Annotated in this window: 14 protein-coding genes; 10 read left to right on the top strand and 4 right to left on the bottom strand. The window is 72.2% G+C overall.

From position 1 onward, the window contains the following. Positions 1 to 16 precede the first annotated feature (16 nt). Positions 17 to 1,075: an NADH:flavin oxidoreductase/NADH oxidase gene (locus CSIV_RS05420; protein WP_077050385.1), complete on the bottom strand. Its 1,059-nt coding sequence runs from the start codon at positions 1,073 to 1,075 to the stop codon at positions 17 to 19. 29 nt (positions 1,076 to 1,104) lie between these two features. On the opposite strand from CSIV_RS05420, the gene CSIV_RS05415 reads away from it, so the two are divergent. The 4 genes from CSIV_RS05415 to CSIV_RS05400 all read left to right on the top strand — a co-directional run bounded on the left by CSIV_RS05415 (position 1,105) and on the right by CSIV_RS05400 (position 5,269). Continuing rightward, the gene (locus CSIV_RS05415; RefSeq protein ID WP_077050384.1) at positions 1,105 to 1,956 is read left to right on the top strand and encodes an ADP-dependent NAD(P)H-hydrate dehydratase; all 852 of its coding nucleotides are present in this window, start codon (positions 1,105 to 1,107) and stop codon (positions 1,954 to 1,956) included. A 114-nt stretch (positions 1,957 to 2,070) separates the two neighbouring features. After that, positions 2,071 to 3,375, top strand: coding sequence for a glycosyltransferase family 87 protein (locus CSIV_RS05410; protein ID WP_077050383.1), 1,305 nt, complete (start codon positions 2,071 to 2,073; stop codon positions 3,373 to 3,375). A gap of 9 nt (positions 3,376 to 3,384) precedes the next feature. Beyond that, positions 3,385 to 3,708: a thiamine-binding protein gene (locus CSIV_RS05405; RefSeq protein ID WP_077050382.1), complete on the top strand. Its 324-nt coding sequence runs from the start codon at positions 3,385 to 3,387 to the stop codon at positions 3,706 to 3,708. Positions 3,709 to 3,988: 280 nt separating this feature from the next. Further along, entirely contained in the window at positions 3,989 to 5,269 is a 1,281-nt protein-coding gene (locus CSIV_RS05400; RefSeq protein WP_077050381.1) for an MFS transporter, read from the top strand. 264 nt (positions 5,270 to 5,533) lie between these two features. Here CSIV_RS05400 and metX read toward each other — a convergent pair whose 3' ends face one another. Further along, a complete protein-coding gene (metX, locus tag CSIV_RS05395; RefSeq protein WP_077050380.1) occupies positions 5,534 to 6,739 on the bottom strand; it encodes a homoserine O-acetyltransferase MetX in 1,206 nt (401 codons plus the stop codon). 79 nt (positions 6,740 to 6,818) lie between these two features. On the opposite strand from metX, the gene CSIV_RS05390 reads away from it, so the two are divergent. Both CSIV_RS05390 and CSIV_RS05385 read left to right on the top strand, forming a co-directional pair. After that, the gene (locus CSIV_RS05390) at positions 6,819 to 7,217 is read left to right on the top strand and encodes a DUF4259 domain-containing protein (RefSeq protein WP_077050379.1); all 399 of its coding nucleotides are present in this window, start codon (positions 6,819 to 6,821) and stop codon (positions 7,215 to 7,217) included. 52 nt (positions 7,218 to 7,269) lie between these two features. After that, a complete protein-coding gene (locus CSIV_RS05385) occupies positions 7,270 to 7,965 on the top strand; it encodes an SDR family NAD(P)-dependent oxidoreductase (RefSeq protein ID WP_077050378.1) in 696 nt (231 codons plus the stop codon). 162 nt (positions 7,966 to 8,127) lie between these two features. Here CSIV_RS05385 and CSIV_RS05380 read toward each other — a convergent pair whose 3' ends face one another. Continuing rightward, positions 8,128 to 9,450, bottom strand: a complete 1,323-nt coding sequence (locus tag CSIV_RS05380) for a bifunctional o-acetylhomoserine/o-acetylserine sulfhydrylase (RefSeq protein ID WP_077050377.1) — start codon at positions 9,448 to 9,450, stop codon at positions 8,128 to 8,130. 146 nt (positions 9,451 to 9,596) lie between these two features. Between CSIV_RS05380 and CSIV_RS05375 the strand changes: the two genes are divergently transcribed. Continuing rightward, positions 9,597 to 10,379 (top strand): SDR family oxidoreductase, encoded by a 783-nt coding sequence (locus CSIV_RS05375; RefSeq protein ID WP_175627570.1) that lies wholly within the window; start codon positions 9,597 to 9,599, stop codon positions 10,377 to 10,379. 9 nt (positions 10,380 to 10,388) lie between these two features. Here CSIV_RS05375 and CSIV_RS05370 read toward each other — a convergent pair whose 3' ends face one another. Continuing rightward, positions 10,389 to 11,888 (bottom strand): MFS transporter, encoded by a 1,500-nt coding sequence (locus tag CSIV_RS05370; protein WP_077050376.1) that lies wholly within the window; start codon positions 11,886 to 11,888, stop codon positions 10,389 to 10,391. Positions 11,889 to 11,966: 78 nt separating this feature from the next. Between CSIV_RS05370 and CSIV_RS05365 the strand changes: the two genes are divergently transcribed. The 3 genes from CSIV_RS05365 to CSIV_RS05355 all read left to right on the top strand — a co-directional run bounded on the left by CSIV_RS05365 (position 11,967) and on the right by CSIV_RS05355 (position 13,860). After that, the gene (locus tag CSIV_RS05365) at positions 11,967 to 12,461 is read left to right on the top strand and encodes a phosphoribosyltransferase (RefSeq protein ID WP_077050375.1); all 495 of its coding nucleotides are present in this window, start codon (positions 11,967 to 11,969) and stop codon (positions 12,459 to 12,461) included. Beyond that, entirely contained in the window at positions 12,458 to 13,144 is a 687-nt protein-coding gene (locus CSIV_RS05360; RefSeq protein ID WP_077050374.1) for a uracil-DNA glycosylase, read from the top strand. Before CSIV_RS05365 ends, CSIV_RS05360 begins: the two co-directional genes overlap by 4 nt. Positions 13,145 to 13,248: 104 nt before the next feature. Beyond that, positions 13,249 to 13,860, top strand: a complete 612-nt coding sequence (locus CSIV_RS05355; RefSeq protein ID WP_077050630.1) for a GNAT family N-acetyltransferase — start codon at positions 13,249 to 13,251, stop codon at positions 13,858 to 13,860. Positions 13,861 to 13,875: the final 15 nt, after the last annotated feature.

Raw genomic sequence — 13,875 nt, 5'->3', positions numbered from 1 at the left:
GGCATCCGGCCCGCGCTCAGTAGGCCCGCAGGTACTGGGCCGGCGCGGGGAGCTCGGCGCCGAGCTCGACCGCCGCGCGGAGGGCGTAGTGCGGGTCGCGGAGCCACTCGCGCGCGGAGAGCACCGCGTCGGCGCGCCCCTCGGCGACGACCGACTCCGCCAGGTGAGCGTCGTCGATCATGCCGACGGCGGCGACGAGGAGGCCGGTCTTGCGACGCACCTTCTCGGCGAGGGGCACCTGGTATCCGGGGCCCGGCTGGATGCTCTGGTGCGGCACCAGCCCACCGCTGGAGACGTCGATGAGGTCGGCGCCCGCGGCGGCGACGCGCTCGGCGGCTCGGACGGTGTCGTCGATGTCCCAGCCGCCGTCGGCGGCATCCGTTCCCGAGAACCGGACGAACACCGCCGCGTCGGGAGCGGCTGCGCGCACCGCGGCGGTCACCCGCTCGAGCAGGCGCACGCGTCCGTCGAACGACCCGCCGTACTCGTCGTCGCGGTGGTTGCTCAGCGGCGACAGGAACTGGTGCAGCAGGTAGCCGTGCGCCGCGTGCACCTCGAGGACCTCGAAGCCGGCCGCGACGGCCCGGCGGGCGGCATCCGCGAAATCGGCGACGACCTTCTCGATGCCCGCGGCGTCGAGCTCAGGCGGCTCGGCGAAACCGGGGTACGCGATCGCCGAGGGGGCGACGGTCTCCCAGCCACCGTCCGCCGTGGGCACGGACCCGCGGCCGCCGGTCAGCGGCGACGTCGTCGAGGCCTTGCGCCCCGCGTGGCCGAGCTGGACGCCCGGGACGGCGCCGCGTGCCCGGATCGCGGCCACGATCGGCGTCCAGGCCTCGACCTGCGCGTTGTTCCACAGTCCGACGTCGTCGGGGGAGATGCGGGCCTCCGGCGAGACCGCGGTGGCCTCGGCGATCACGAGGCCGGCGCCCCCGGCGGCGAACTGCGCGAGATGCACGTGGTGCCAGTCGTTCGGGATGCCGTCGACGGCGCTGTACTGGCACATGGGCGAGACCCACAGGCGGTTGCGCATCTCGATACCGCGGACGGTCAGGGGCGTGAAGAGGGTGCTCACGTCGGCCTCTCTCGTTCTAGGGTGACGCCATGACGGCGAGGGACTGGACGGGGCACGATGCGGCCCGCACACTTCGGAGGCCAACGGACGCCGACGACAAGTATTCCCGCGGGGTCGTGGGACTGCGCACCGGATCGACGCGGTACCCGGGCGCCGCGGTGCTCGGTGTCGAAGCCGCGTGGCGCACGGGGACGGGCATGGTGCGCTACCTCGGACCCGCGCGGGCGCAGGACCTCGTGCTGCAGCGACGGCCCGAGACCGTGACGGCCGACGGCCGCGTGCAGGCTTGGGTCATCGGATCGGGCACGGATGCCGCCGAGCGTGACGCCGCGGAGACCGCGGCGCTGCGCGGCATCCTGTCGGGCGAGGTGCCCGTCGTGGCGGATGCGGGAGCCCTGGACCTGGTGTCGGCCGCGTCGGCCCCGGTGATCGTGACGCCGCACGCGCGTGAGCTGGCGCGGCTGCGCGCGGCGTTGGGGCTCGGTCCCTCGGACGCGGCCGACGACGACGAGCGCGAGCGGGAGGCGGTCGAAACCGCCGCGGCACTCGGCGGAGTCGTCCTGTCCAAAGGTGCCGTGACGATCGTGGCCGCGCCGGGCGGCTGGGTGCGCCGCGTCCGGAGCGGGACGCCGTGGCTGGCGACCGCCGGCACCGGCGACGTCCTCGGCGGGGTACTCGGGGCGGTCGCCGCGGGCGCGACCGCGGCGGGGCGCACGTCCCCCGACGAGCTCGCGGCGTGCGCCGCGACGGCCGCGTGGCTGCACGGCGCCGCGGGCACGGTCGCCGCCGCCCGTCACGGAGGGGCGGGAGGCCCCCTCACCGCTCTCGACGTCGCCGAGGCGCTGCCGAGGGTGGTCGCGGAGGTGCTCACCGCCGGATGACGGACTCGATCGCATAACGGTTGCCCGTCGCGAAGCCCGCCAGGTCGCGTCGAGTCGGCACCCGTGGCATCCCGTCGTCCGGGGCGCTCAGGGACGCCCGCTTAGGATGATCCGGTGGTGAGGCGTGTCGTCGTTCTGTTGCTGGCGTTCGTCGCCGTCCACGTCACGGTGGGGATCCTGGGCTATCAGCAGCCCAACGAGCCCATGGGTGACGTGTATCTGGTGTACGAACCGTGGTCGCGCTGCGCCCTCTTCGGCGGCATCGACGTCTCCTCCTGCACGCGGTCGGACGCGTGGGCGTGGCCGGGGATCACCGAGAAGTGGATCTACCCGCAGCTCGCCTTCCTGCCGATGACGTTCGCGTGGGTGTTCGCGTGGGCCGTGGGGTACACGCCGGCCTGGGCGATCACGGTGTCGCTGTTCAACCTGGTCGCCTTCGTGGTGCTCGTCGGCTCCGGTCGTTCGCGCGGCCGCGTCCTCGCCGCCTGGTTCTGGCTCGCCGCGATCCTCCTCATCGGGCCGGTCGGGCTCTACCGCATCGACGGCATCACCGTGCCGTTCGCGATCCTCGGCGCGCTCTGGCTCGTGCGGCGGCCGTTCGTGGCATCCGTGCTCCTGTCGGTCGCGATCTGGATGAAGGTGTGGCCCGCGGCGATCCTGGCCGCCGGTTTCGTCGCCATCCGCCGACGCCTCGCCCTCGTGTGGGGAGCGGTCGCCGTGTCGCTCGCGACGATCATCCCGGTCGTCGCTCTCGGCGGTGCGCCCTACGTCTTCGGATTCGTCGGGGACCAGACCTCCCGCGGCATCCAGATGGAAGCGCCCGTCGGCGGGCTCTACATGTTCCTCGCCGCGTTCTACGTGCCCGGCTCCGAGGTCTACTACGACGGCGGCGTCCTCACCTTCCAGGTGACCGGGCCCGGCGCCGACGTCGTCATCGCCGCGATGACGCCGATCATGCTGCTGGTCATGCTGGCGGTGCTGATCGTCGGCGCCCGGAAGATGTGGCTCGGCGCGACCTTCCTCCGCGTCTTCCCGCCGCTGGCGCTCGCGCTGGTCACCGCCTTCATCGCGCTCAACAAGGTCGGCTCGCCCCAGTACTACGTCTGGCTGTTCCCGCCGGTGGTGATCGGTCTGCTGCTCGACCGGCGCCGCTGGTACGGCTTCGCCGCCCTGACCCTCGCGATCGCGGGGGTGACGCAGTGGGTGTACCCGCTCGTGTACGACGGGCTCATGGCCACCCACCCGGCGCCCTTCCCGGTGTTCCTGCTGGAGCTGCGGAACCTCCTCGGCCTCGTGCTGATGGTCTGGGCCATCGTCCGCGTCGTGCAGGCGCCCACGCACCGCGTCGCGCGCCCCGCCGACCTGCGCGAGTGGGTGCTCGGTCGACGTTCCGTGCCGGCACGGCAGACGACGACCTAGGCTCGGACCATGCTCATCGCGTTCTCGGTCGCCCCATCCGGTGTCGGTACCGCTTCCGCGGAGAACGCCGACGGATCCGTCCACGACGCCGTCGCCGCCGCGGTGGCCGTCGTCCGCGCGTCGGGGCTGCCCCACCGTACGACCTCGATGTTCACCGAGATCGAGGGGGAGTGGGACGAGGTCTTCGACGTCGTCAAGCGGGCGACGGATGCCGTGCTGCCGTACGGCTCGCGCGTCTCGCTGGTGCTGAAGGCCGACATCCGCCCCGGCCGCACGGGCGAGATCGACGGCAAGATCGAGCGCCTCGAGCGCGCGATCGACGACGCGGGCTGAGTGCGGCGCCGCGGCGCGGCGTCCCGCGTCCGGCGCGGCCCGGCGTCTCGCGTCGCGCGCGGCGTCCAGCCGCGGCGTCCGGCCGCGGCGTCCAGCCGTGGCATCCCGCGATAAACACGATTCACGACGAGAAACGCGTTCTCCTCGCGTTTATGCGCGCGAACCGCGTTTATCGCGCCGGGGCTGCGTCGTCGCGGCGCGCTCCGCGTGTAGGGCATCCCGACACGCGGGGCGCCGAATCGATTCGACACCGCCGGGTACGGGCCACTAGCATCAGCGGGTGACCTCTTCGAAGACCTCGAAGGGTGCGGCGAAGCGGGCGCTCCTTTCTCTCGCCATCGGCAGCTTCGGCATCGGCATGACCGAGTTCGTCGTGATGGGCCTTCTGCCCAACATCGCGCGCGACCTCCTCCCGTCGGCCTGGGCCGCTTCCCCCGACGACGCCATCGCCCAGGCGGGCTGGCTCGTCTCGCTCTACGCCCTCGGCGTCGTCGTCGGTGCGCCGACGATCGCGGGATCGGTGGCCCGGTTCCCTCGGCACCGGGTGATGATCGTGCTCGCCGCGGCCCTCGCGTTCTTCACCCTGCTGACCGTGATCGCGCCGACGTTCGAGCTGGTCGCGGCCTCCCGGTTCCTCGCGGGTCTCCCGCACGGCGCGTACTTCGGCATCGGTGCGCTCGTCGCCGCCGACGCGCTCGGCCCCGGCAATCGCGCGAAGGGCGTCGCGTTCGTCCTCACCGGGCTCACCATCGCGAACGTCGTCGGCGTGCCGCTCGGCACGCTGCTGGGCCAGCAGGTCGGCTGGCGCGCCGCGTTCGCCGTCGTGGCCGGAATCTTCCTGCTCGCCACCGTCTGCATCGCGTTCTTCGTGCCCGCCCATCCGGGGATGCCCGGACGCCGCCTCCGCGACGAGCTGCGGGTCTTCCGCCTCGGTCAGGTCTGGTTCGCGCTCGGCATCGGCGCGATCGGGTTCGGCGGCTTCTTCGCGATGTACAGCTACATCGCACCCATGATCACCGACGTCGCGGGTCAGCCCGAGTGGGTGGTGTCGGTCGTCCTGGTGCTGGTGGGCGTCGGGATGACGATCGGCAACATCGTGGGCGGTGGCCTCGCCGACAAAGACCTGCGATTCTGGTTGCACGTCGGGCTGGTCGCCCTGGCCGCGGCATCCATCGGTCTGGCTCTTACCGCCGGCTGGATCTTCAGCCTCGCGTTGTTCGCGTTCCTCGTCGCCTTCTGCGGTGCGGCGCTCAGCCCCGCGATCCAGACGCGGCTCATGGACGTCGCGGAGGACAACCAGTCCATCGCCGCGGCGCTGAACCACTCGGCGTTGAACATGGGCAACAGCCTGGGTGCGCTCCTCGGCGGGCTGGTCATCGCCGCGGGCCTCGGGCTGGTCGCTCCGGCCTGGGTGGGCGCGGTACTGGCCCTCGCCGGTCTCGTCGTCGCGGTCGTCGCCTACCGTGTGGAGGATCGCAGCGGACACCACCCCGCCCACCGGATGCCGGCCGCCGAGGCCGCGACCACGGCGATCACCGGTTCGATCCCGACGCAGGGCTGATCCCCGCGGTCGCACGCGTCCGCCGCCGTTTCCGACGCGCGCGCTCGGAATTCAGTGTCCAAGACACGCGGATGCCGCGGGCGCGCGTCGGCGTGTCCTGGACACTCGACGGACGCATCGGTTCCGCGCGGCTCGCGTTCCCTCCTCAGTGTCCAAGACACGCGGATGCCGCGGGCTCGCGTCCGCGTGTCCTGGACACTCGACGGACGCACCGGTTCCGCGCGGCCGACTCCGGGTGTGGCGCCGCGGGAACCGGCGTCTGGGTCAGACGGCGAACAACCGCCGCAGGTGGTGGTCGACGGCCGCGGTCTCGATGAGGAACCCGTCGTGGCCGAAGTCGCTCGTGAGCACCACCGCCTGATCCCCATCGAGGGTGTTCGGGATGCCGCGGGCGATGCGGTGCTGCCCGTCCACCGGGAAGAGCCGGTCGGTGTCGACCCCGAGCACGAGGGTCGTCGCCGTCACCCGTCGCAGCGCGTCCTCGACGCCGTCGCGGTCGCGGCCCACGTCGTGGGAGTTCATGGCCTCGACGAGCGTCAGGTAGCTGTTGGCGTCGAAGCGGCGGGTGAACTTGTTGCCGTGGAAGTCGAGGTACGACTCCACCGCGAAGCGCCCGCCGCGGCCCAGGGGGCTGACACCGGACTGCCACGACCGCTGGAACCGCTGGTTCAGCTCGGTCGGGCTGCGGTAGCTCAGCATCGCCATTCGACGGGCGAGAGCGAGTCCGCGGTGCGGGCCGTCGCCGTCGGCGGCGTCGTAGAACGCCCCGCCCGCGAAACGCGGGTCCATCCGGATGGTGTCGGCCTGGACGGTGTTGAGCGCGATCTGGTCTGCGGTCGTGATCGGCGGCGACGACAGGATGGCGGCGCGCTGGACCCGGTCGGGGTGCCCGACCGCCCATTCCAGGGCGTGCATCCCGCCCATCGAGCCGCCGACGACCGCCGCCCAGCGGTCGATCCCCAGCGCATCGGCCAGCAGCGCCTGCGCGCCCACCTGATCGCGGATCGTGAGGTACGGGAAGCGCGCGGCCCACTCGTAGCCGTCGGGCGCGATGCTGGCCGGTCCCGTCGAACCCTGGCATCCGCCCAGCATGTTCGGCGCGACCACGAACCAGCGGTCGGTGTCGATCGCGGCGCCCGGGCCCACGAGGTCGCCCCACCAGCCGGCGGTGGGGTGTCCCGGACCCGCGGAGCCGCGGACGTGGCTGTCGCCGGTGAGGGCGTGGAGGATCAGGACCGCGTTGTCGCGCGCGGGGGAGAGTTCGCCCCACGTCTCGTAGGCCAAGCGGAAGCCGGGGAGGCGTTCGCCGTTCTCGGTGCGGAACTCGCCGAACGCCGCGAAGCGCCGGTCGCCGACCGGGTCGCCGTCGCGCCACGCGCCGGTGGTCGGCGGTCGGCCGAGGAGGGACCGCGCATCGGCCTCCGTGATCGGCGCCGAGGGCACCGTGTCTTCGGAGATCTGCCAGTCCATGGCATCCATTCTCCCGGGTCGGGGCGCGGCCGGAGGGACTGTTACGGCGATCTCGGCGGCGCGGTCTAGCATGCACAGCATGGGGACATGGGGCACCAAGCCGTTCGACAACGACAATGCCGCGGACTGGGCTTTCGAGCTCGAAGACGCCGAGAGCTGGGATGTCGTCAGCGACGCGCTGCGCGTCGCGGTCGAGGCCGCGCCGTCGGAACTCGAGGCGGACCAGGCGGCGATCGCGATCGCCGCCGGAGACGTCGTCGCCCGCGGCCTCGGCCGCATCGACGGACCGGTCTTCTCGGACGAGGTCGTGCCCTTCCTCGCCCGTGTCCCGCGGCCGTCGGCCGGGGTCGTGGCGCTCGCGGTGTCGGCGATCGCCGTCGCGACATCACCCGAGGGGGAGCTGGCGGAACTCTGGGAGGACGACCCCGGTTGGCTCGCGGAGAACGAACAGCTCATCACGGCGCTCACCGGCGTCTGACGTCGTTGTCCAGCCCCGGCGCGGGGATGGCGTCGGCGGCGAGGATCGGAGCATGGCGAACTTCCTCCTCATCGCGGCCTCGAGCGACATCGGCGCCGCAACCGCTCGGCGTCTGCGCGACGCCGGCCACCGCGTGATCACCACCGCCCGCGACACGTCGGTGATCGAGCCCGACATGATCCTGGATGCCACCGACTTCGACGCCGTCGACCGGGCCGTGTCCGACGCGGGGGAGCTCGACGGCATCGCGGTGTTCGCGGGCTCGATGCTGCTCAAGCCCGCGCACCTGACCTCGCGGGAGCAGTACGACGACATCGTCGCCGCCTCGCTCACGACGTCCTTCGCGGCAGTGCGGGCGGCGGGGAAGCACCTCCGCGGAGGGTCCGTCGTCCTTACATCGTCGGCCGCGGCGCTGGCGGGGCTGTCGAACCACGACGCCATCGCGGCGGCGAAGGCCGGGGTCATCGGCCTGACTCTCTCGGCGGCGGCGAGCTACGCCGCGCGCGACCTGCGCATCAACGCCGTCGCGCCGGGACTGGTGCAGACGCGGCTGACCGAGGGCCTCACGGCGAGTGAAACGTCGCGCAAGGTGTCCGAGGCGATGCATCCTCTCGGCCGGCTCGGCGAGCCCGACGACGTCGCACGCGCGGTGGAGTTCCTCCTCGACCCGGCCAACGCCTGGATCACCGGCCAGGTGCTCGGCGTCGACGGCGGTCTCGGCAGCCTCCGCCCCCGGCAGCGGGTCTGACCGCGCGAGACCGGTGGCGAGCGGAGGAGAAACGCGGAGGGGAGGATGCCTGGGCCGCGCGGCATCCTCCGGTCGCCGGATCTCCTCCCGTGCGTACCCCGCGAGCGAACCCGACGACGCCCCGACCCGGCGGACCGGGGCGGGGCGTCGTGGACGGGCGGGTCAGGCGCGAGCGGCCTCGGACAGGCGCCGCGCGGCGGCGAGGGCCTGGTCGAGGTCGGCCTTGAGGTCGTCGATGTTCTCCAGACCCACCGACAGGCGCACGAGGCCCGGCGTCACACCCGAGGTGAGCTGCTGCTCGGGGGTGAGCTGGGAGTGCGTGGTCGAGGCGGGGTGGATGACCAGCGAGCGCACGTCGCCGATGTTCGCGAGGTGGCTGAACAGGTCGAGCGAGTTGACGAACTCGCGGCCGGCCTCCACACCGCCCTTGAGCTCGAACGACAGCACCGCACCGACGCCCTTGGGGGCGTAGTTGTTCGCCGCGGCGTACCAGGGCGAGGTGGGGAGCCCCGAGTAGTTCACGCTCGCGACGTCGTCGTGCGCCTCGAGCCACTCGGCGATCTCCTGCGCGTTCTGCACGTGGCGCTCGATGCGCAGCGACAGCGTCTCGAGGCCCTGGATGAGCAGCCACGCGCTGTGCGGCGAGATGGCGGCACCCAGGTCGCGCAGCAGCTGCACGCGCGCCTTGATGATGTAGGCGAGGCCGTCGCCGACCGCGGTGGTGTAGCTCGCGCCGTGGTACGACGGGTCGGGCTCGGTGAGGCCGGGGAACTTGTCCACGTTCTCGGACCACGCGAACGTGCCGCCGTCGACGATGACGCCGCCGATGGTCGTGCCGTGACCGCCGATGAACTTCGTCGCCGAGTGGATGACGATGTCGGCACCGTGCTCGAAGGGACGGATGAGGTACGGCGTCGCGATGGTGTTGTCGACGATGAGCGGCACACCGCTCTCGTGCGCGACGTCGGCCACCGTGCGGATGTCGAGCACGTTGATCTTCGGGTTGCCGATGGTCTCGGCGAAGAAGAGCTTCGTGTTGGGGCGGACGGCCGCGCGCCACGCCTCGGGGTCGTCCTGGTTCTCGACGAACGTCGTCTCGATGCCGAGCTTGGCGAGGGTGTACTTCAAGAGGTTGTACGTGCCGCCGTAGATCGAGCTCGACGAGACGATGTGGTCGCCCGCCTGCGCGATGTTGAGCACCGCGAACGTCTCCGCCGCCTGACCGCTCGCGACCAGGAGGGCTCCGGTGCCCCCCTCCAGCGCGGCGATGCGCTGCTCGACGACGTCCTGCGTGGGGTTCTGGATGCGGGTGTAGATGTTTCCGAACTCGGCCAGCGCGAACAGGTTCGCGGCGTGGTCGGCGTTGTCGAACACGTACGACGTGGTCTGGTAGATCGGCGTCGCGCGAGCCTTCGTCACCGGGTCGGGCTGCGCCCCGGTGTGGATCTGCTTGGTCTCGAAACGCCAGTTCTCGGGTGCGGACACGGCTGCTCCTCAAATCTTCGGGGACCGCGACGGATGCCACGGCCTGCAGCGAGCGTACGGATGCCCGGTCGCACCGACAACAGGGGGGACACGCGCCGTAACGTCGACCGCGGCCGCCGTCGCCGCCCGCCGGTAGCGTGGATGCCATGACGAGACGTGCGGTGGTGACCGGGGCCAGTTCGGGGATCGGTGAGGCGACGGCGCGGGAGCTGCGCGCGCGCGGATGGGACGTGGTCGGCGTGGCCCGCCGAGCCGAGCGCCTCACCGCCCTCGAGGCCGAGACCGGGGTCGTGGCGCACGTCGCCGACCTCACCGACGGCGACGCGGTGGCGACCCTCGCCGCGTGGCTGGAAGAGACCGGCGGTGTCGATGCGCTCGTGCACGTCGCCGGGGGTGCGCGCGGTACCGATCGCGTCGAGGACGGCGACCCGGAGCAGTGGCGGTGGATGTTCGAGGCGAACGTCCTGTCGTCTCAGCGGCTCGTGGCATCCCTCCTCCCGCTTCTGCGGCGGGCGGCCGAACGCGTCGGACACGCCGACCTCCTGTTCGTCACGTCGACGGCGGCGCAGACGGCGTACCCCGGAGGCGCCGGCTACAACGCCGCCAAGGCGGGCGAGTCGATGCTCGTGGCCGCCCTCCGTCAGGAGCTGAACGGCGAGCCTCTGCGGGTCATCGAGATCGCGCCGGGCATGGTCCGCACCGAGGAGTTCACCCTGAACCGTCTGGGCGGAGACCAGTCCGGCGTCGACAAGCTGTACGAGGGCGTCGAGGCCCCGCTCCTGGCGGAGGACGTCGCGGACGTCATCGCGTACGCCGTCGACGCGCCCGGCCACGTCAACCTCGACCTGGTGACGGTGCGTCCCGTGGCCCAGTCCGCGCAGCACCTTCTCGCGCGCGGACCGTTGCGCGTCCGCGACGCGCGGGACTGAGCGGGCGGCTCAGGCGACGTCGCCGCGGGCGGCGCCGGCCGCCGCCTCCGCCTCGGCGGTGTCGGCGAACGCGACCTTCGGGACGAACAGCAGCAGGACCGCCGCGACGAATCCGCCCGCCGCGCAGATCGACCACACCGTGATGTAGCCGGCGAGCGGCGCGGCCGTCGCCGCCACCGCTGCGCCCGCGCCACCGGCGAGGACCACCCCGAACACCGCGGACGACATCGTGCCGCCGATGGTCTTGGTCGTGTTCGTCAGCGCGGATGCCACGCCCGTCTGCCCCCGCGGAGCGGCCGCCGCGGCCGCGGCGGGCATCGCGGCGACGAGTGCGCCCGAGCCGAGGCCGGCGATCGTGAGGCACAGGAGCACCTCCCACAGCTCGGTGTGGAGGGGGACCAGGAGCAGGTAGCCGACGCCGACGAGAGCGGCCGCGCCGATGAGGACCGCCCGGGGACTCGCGCGTCGCGACGTGACGGCGAACAGGATCGCGCCGACGATCAGGGAGACGAGGTACACGCCGATGACGTTGGAACGGTCGGTGGCATCCAGGCCCAGCCCGTAGCCGAGCGAGGGATCGGTGCCGGCGTAGGTCGCGAGCGGCCCCTGGGCGCCGAGCAGGCTGATGCCCACGAGGAACGACGTGACCTGGACCGGCCACATCTCCGGCCGGCGCAGCACGCGGATGTCGACCGCCGGGTCGGGGCGGCGGAGCTCGTAGCGCGCGAACACGACGAGCAGAGCCGCGCCGATCACGAGCAGCGGGACGATGACCGCGGGCCCCGGGCCCGCCGGGAGACGCACGAACGACAGCGCGCCCGTCAGACACAGCAGTGCGGCGGCGAGGAGGACGAACCCGCCGATGTCGAGGCGGCGGGACCCCGGCATCCGCTCCGACTCCGGCACCCCGAACCAGATCACGACGCACACCAGGGTGACCGCGATCGCGGGGACCGTGAGGGCCAGACGCAGATCGCCACCGGTGGCGGCGAACAGGCGCCCGGCGGCGAGGGCGCCCGCGATGGCGCCGACCTGGAGGCCGACGACGAGCAGCCCCGCCGCGCGGCGGGTCTGCGAGACGCCACGGCTCTGCCGGCGGCCGCGGTCGAAGATGAGGGCGATCTCCAACGGGAGCCACACGACGTAGAAACCCTGGAGCGCCCACGCGAGGAGGAACGTCGGGAAGGAGTCGGCGAACACGAGCCACCAGCTCGCGGCCGCCGTGGCGATCGCCGAGCCGAGCAGGATGCGCTTGTGCCCGAACACGTCGCCGAGCTTGGCCAGGATGGGCAGCACCAGCGCGGAGAGCAGCAGCTGCGCCGCCTCGAACCAGTTGACGTCGGCATCCCGGATGCCGAGGTGCACGACGATGTCGGGCAGCAACGGCACGTAGTACCCCTGCAGGATGCCGCTGGCCAGCTCGACCAGCACGAACCACCCGATGAGTCCCGCGGTCACCCCGAGTGCGGACCCGCGCACCCGGCCGACCGCGCCCGAGACGCGCGACATGGCGCGAGGCTAGCACCGCGTGGGGCGGCATCCGGGAGACACCCTAGGGTGAAAGGCACACGAAGAGAGGGGATCCGCGTGGCGGAGACGACCGGCGAGCGCGAGCGACTGACCTGGGACGATTTCGGGGACGCGACGCGCGACATCTCCCGCGCGATCGTCGCCGACGGATTCCACCCCGAGGTGGTCGTCGCGATCGCCCGCGGAGGGCTGCTACCGGGAGGCGCGATCGCCTACGGCCTGGGCGTGAAGAACTGCGGCGCGTTGAACGTCGAGTTCTACACCGGCATCGGCACCGTGCTCGACGCCCCCGAGGTGCTGCCCCCCGCGCTCGACCTGTCCTACCTGCAGGGGCGGCGGGTCCTGCTCGTCGACGACGTCGCCGACAGTGGGCGCACGCTCGACCTCGCGGTGAAGCTGCTCGACCGCCACGGAGCCGACGCGCGCTCCGCCGTGATCTACACGAAGCCCACGACGATCATCGCCCCGGACTACTCGTGGAAGGACACCTCGCTCTGGATCGACTTCCCGTGGTCGTTCCAGGGGTCGGTGCACGAGGAAGACGCGGCGTGACGGCGAAGTCGCTCGCCGAGCTCGCCGCCGCGGGCCTCATCGATGCGTCATGGGTGGAACCGCTCGCGCCGGTGGCGGGCGACATCGCCGCGATCGGTGAGCGGCTGCGGACGGAGGGTCAGCCCTACCTCCCCGCGGGCGACCTCGTGCTGCGGGCCTTCCGCACCCCGATCGACGTGGTACGCGTGCTCATCGTCGGCCAGGACCCGTACCCGACACCGGGCCACCCGATCGGGTTGTCCTTCGCCGTCGACCCGCACGTGCGCCCCCTGCCGCGGAGCCTGTCCAACATCTACCGCGAGCTGACGGACGATCTCGGCATCCCGCCCGCTCCTCACGGCGACCTGTCGCCGTGGGCCGAGCAGGGCGTCATGCTGCTGAACCGGGTTCTCACCGTCGCCCCGGGCGCTCCCGCCTCGCACCGCGGCTGGGGATGGGAACGCGTCACCGAGCACGCCATCCGCAGCCTCGTCGCGCGCGGAACGCCCCTGGTCGCGGTGTTGTGGGGGAGGGATGCCGCGAACCTCGCCCCGCTGCTCGGCGACACCGCCATCGTCTCCTCCGCGCACCCGTCCCCGCTGTCGGCGAGTCGCGGCTTCTTCGGCTCCCGCCCGTTCTCGCGCGTGAACGCGCTGCTCGAGGAGCAGGGCGCGGCCGCCGTCGATTGGCGTCTGCCCGACTGAGCCGCCGACGGGTCCGCTCCCGGCCCCGGGTGTCTCGCCGTCGTCCGGCCGGGGCCCCGGTGCGGTTACGCGCCGGAAACCGGCGTCCCCGTAGAGTGGCGTCCGTGCTGGAAGAGGAGTACGAGAAGAGCCGCCGTCGGATGCCGATGCATCTGCGGCGGGCCCCCGAGCCCGAGCGGCCGTTCTCGTACGAGATCCGCCCGGCGACCGAGGGCGACATCCCCGACATCCGCGAGATCTACAACTACTACGTTCGCAACTCCGTCGTGACGTTCGACGAGAAGCCGTGGACCATCGCGAAGTGGCGCGAGAAGTTCGCGAAGCTGAAGCAGATCGACCTGCCGTTCCTCGTCGCCCAGGCACCCAGCGGGCAGATCCTCGGCTATGCGCTGGTGCAGCCGTGGCAGTCCAAGTCGGCCTACCGGTACACCGTCGAGAACTCGATCTATCTGGGCCAGGCGGCCTCCGGCAAGGGGCTCGGGCGCGCCCTCCTCGAGGCGCTCATCGACGCGTGCGCGGAGAAGGGGATCCGCGAGATGGTCGCGGCGATCAGCGACAAGGGTGCGGAGGCGTCGATCGCGCTGCACGAGAAGCTCGGGTTCACCGAGGTCGGCCGGATGGGGCGGGTCGGTTTCAAGTTCGGGCGTTGGCTCGGCGTGGTGTACCTGCAGAAGAGCATCCCGTCGAAGAAGAAGAAGCGGAAGCTCTTCGGCTGACGCGCGGCGCGGGCC

Origin of the sequence: Microbacterium sp. CSI-V (genome assembly GCF_001984105.1) — a bacterium.
Classification (GTDB): Bacteria; Actinomycetota; Actinomycetes; order Actinomycetales; family Microbacteriaceae; genus Microbacterium.
This window is presented reverse-complemented; position numbering and strand designations above follow the sequence as displayed.

Bases quoted from the DNA above. Each gene is read 5' to 3' on its own strand.
- CSIV_RS05415 (WP_077050384.1), top strand. From the start codon at position 1,105: ATGACGGCGAGGGACTGGACGGGGCACGATGCGGCCCGCACACTTCGG.
- CSIV_RS05405 (WP_077050382.1), top strand. From the start codon at position 3,385: ATGCTCATCGCGTTCTCGGTCGCCCCATCCGGTGTCGGTACCGCTTCC.
- metX (WP_077050380.1), bottom strand. From the start codon at position 6,739: ATGGACTGGCAGATCTCCGAAGACACGGTGCCCTCGGCGCCGATCACG.
- CSIV_RS05390 (WP_077050379.1), top strand. From the start codon at position 6,819: ATGGGGACATGGGGCACCAAGCCGTTCGACAACGACAATGCCGCGGAC.
- CSIV_RS05385 (WP_077050378.1), top strand. From the start codon at position 7,270: ATGGCGAACTTCCTCCTCATCGCGGCCTCGAGCGACATCGGCGCCGCA.
- CSIV_RS05375 (WP_175627570.1), top strand. From the start codon at position 9,597: ATGACGAGACGTGCGGTGGTGACCGGGGCCAGTTCGGGGATCGGTGAG.
- CSIV_RS05370 (WP_077050376.1), bottom strand. From the start codon at position 11,888: ATGTCGCGCGTCTCGGGCGCGGTCGGCCGGGTGCGCGGGTCCGCACTC.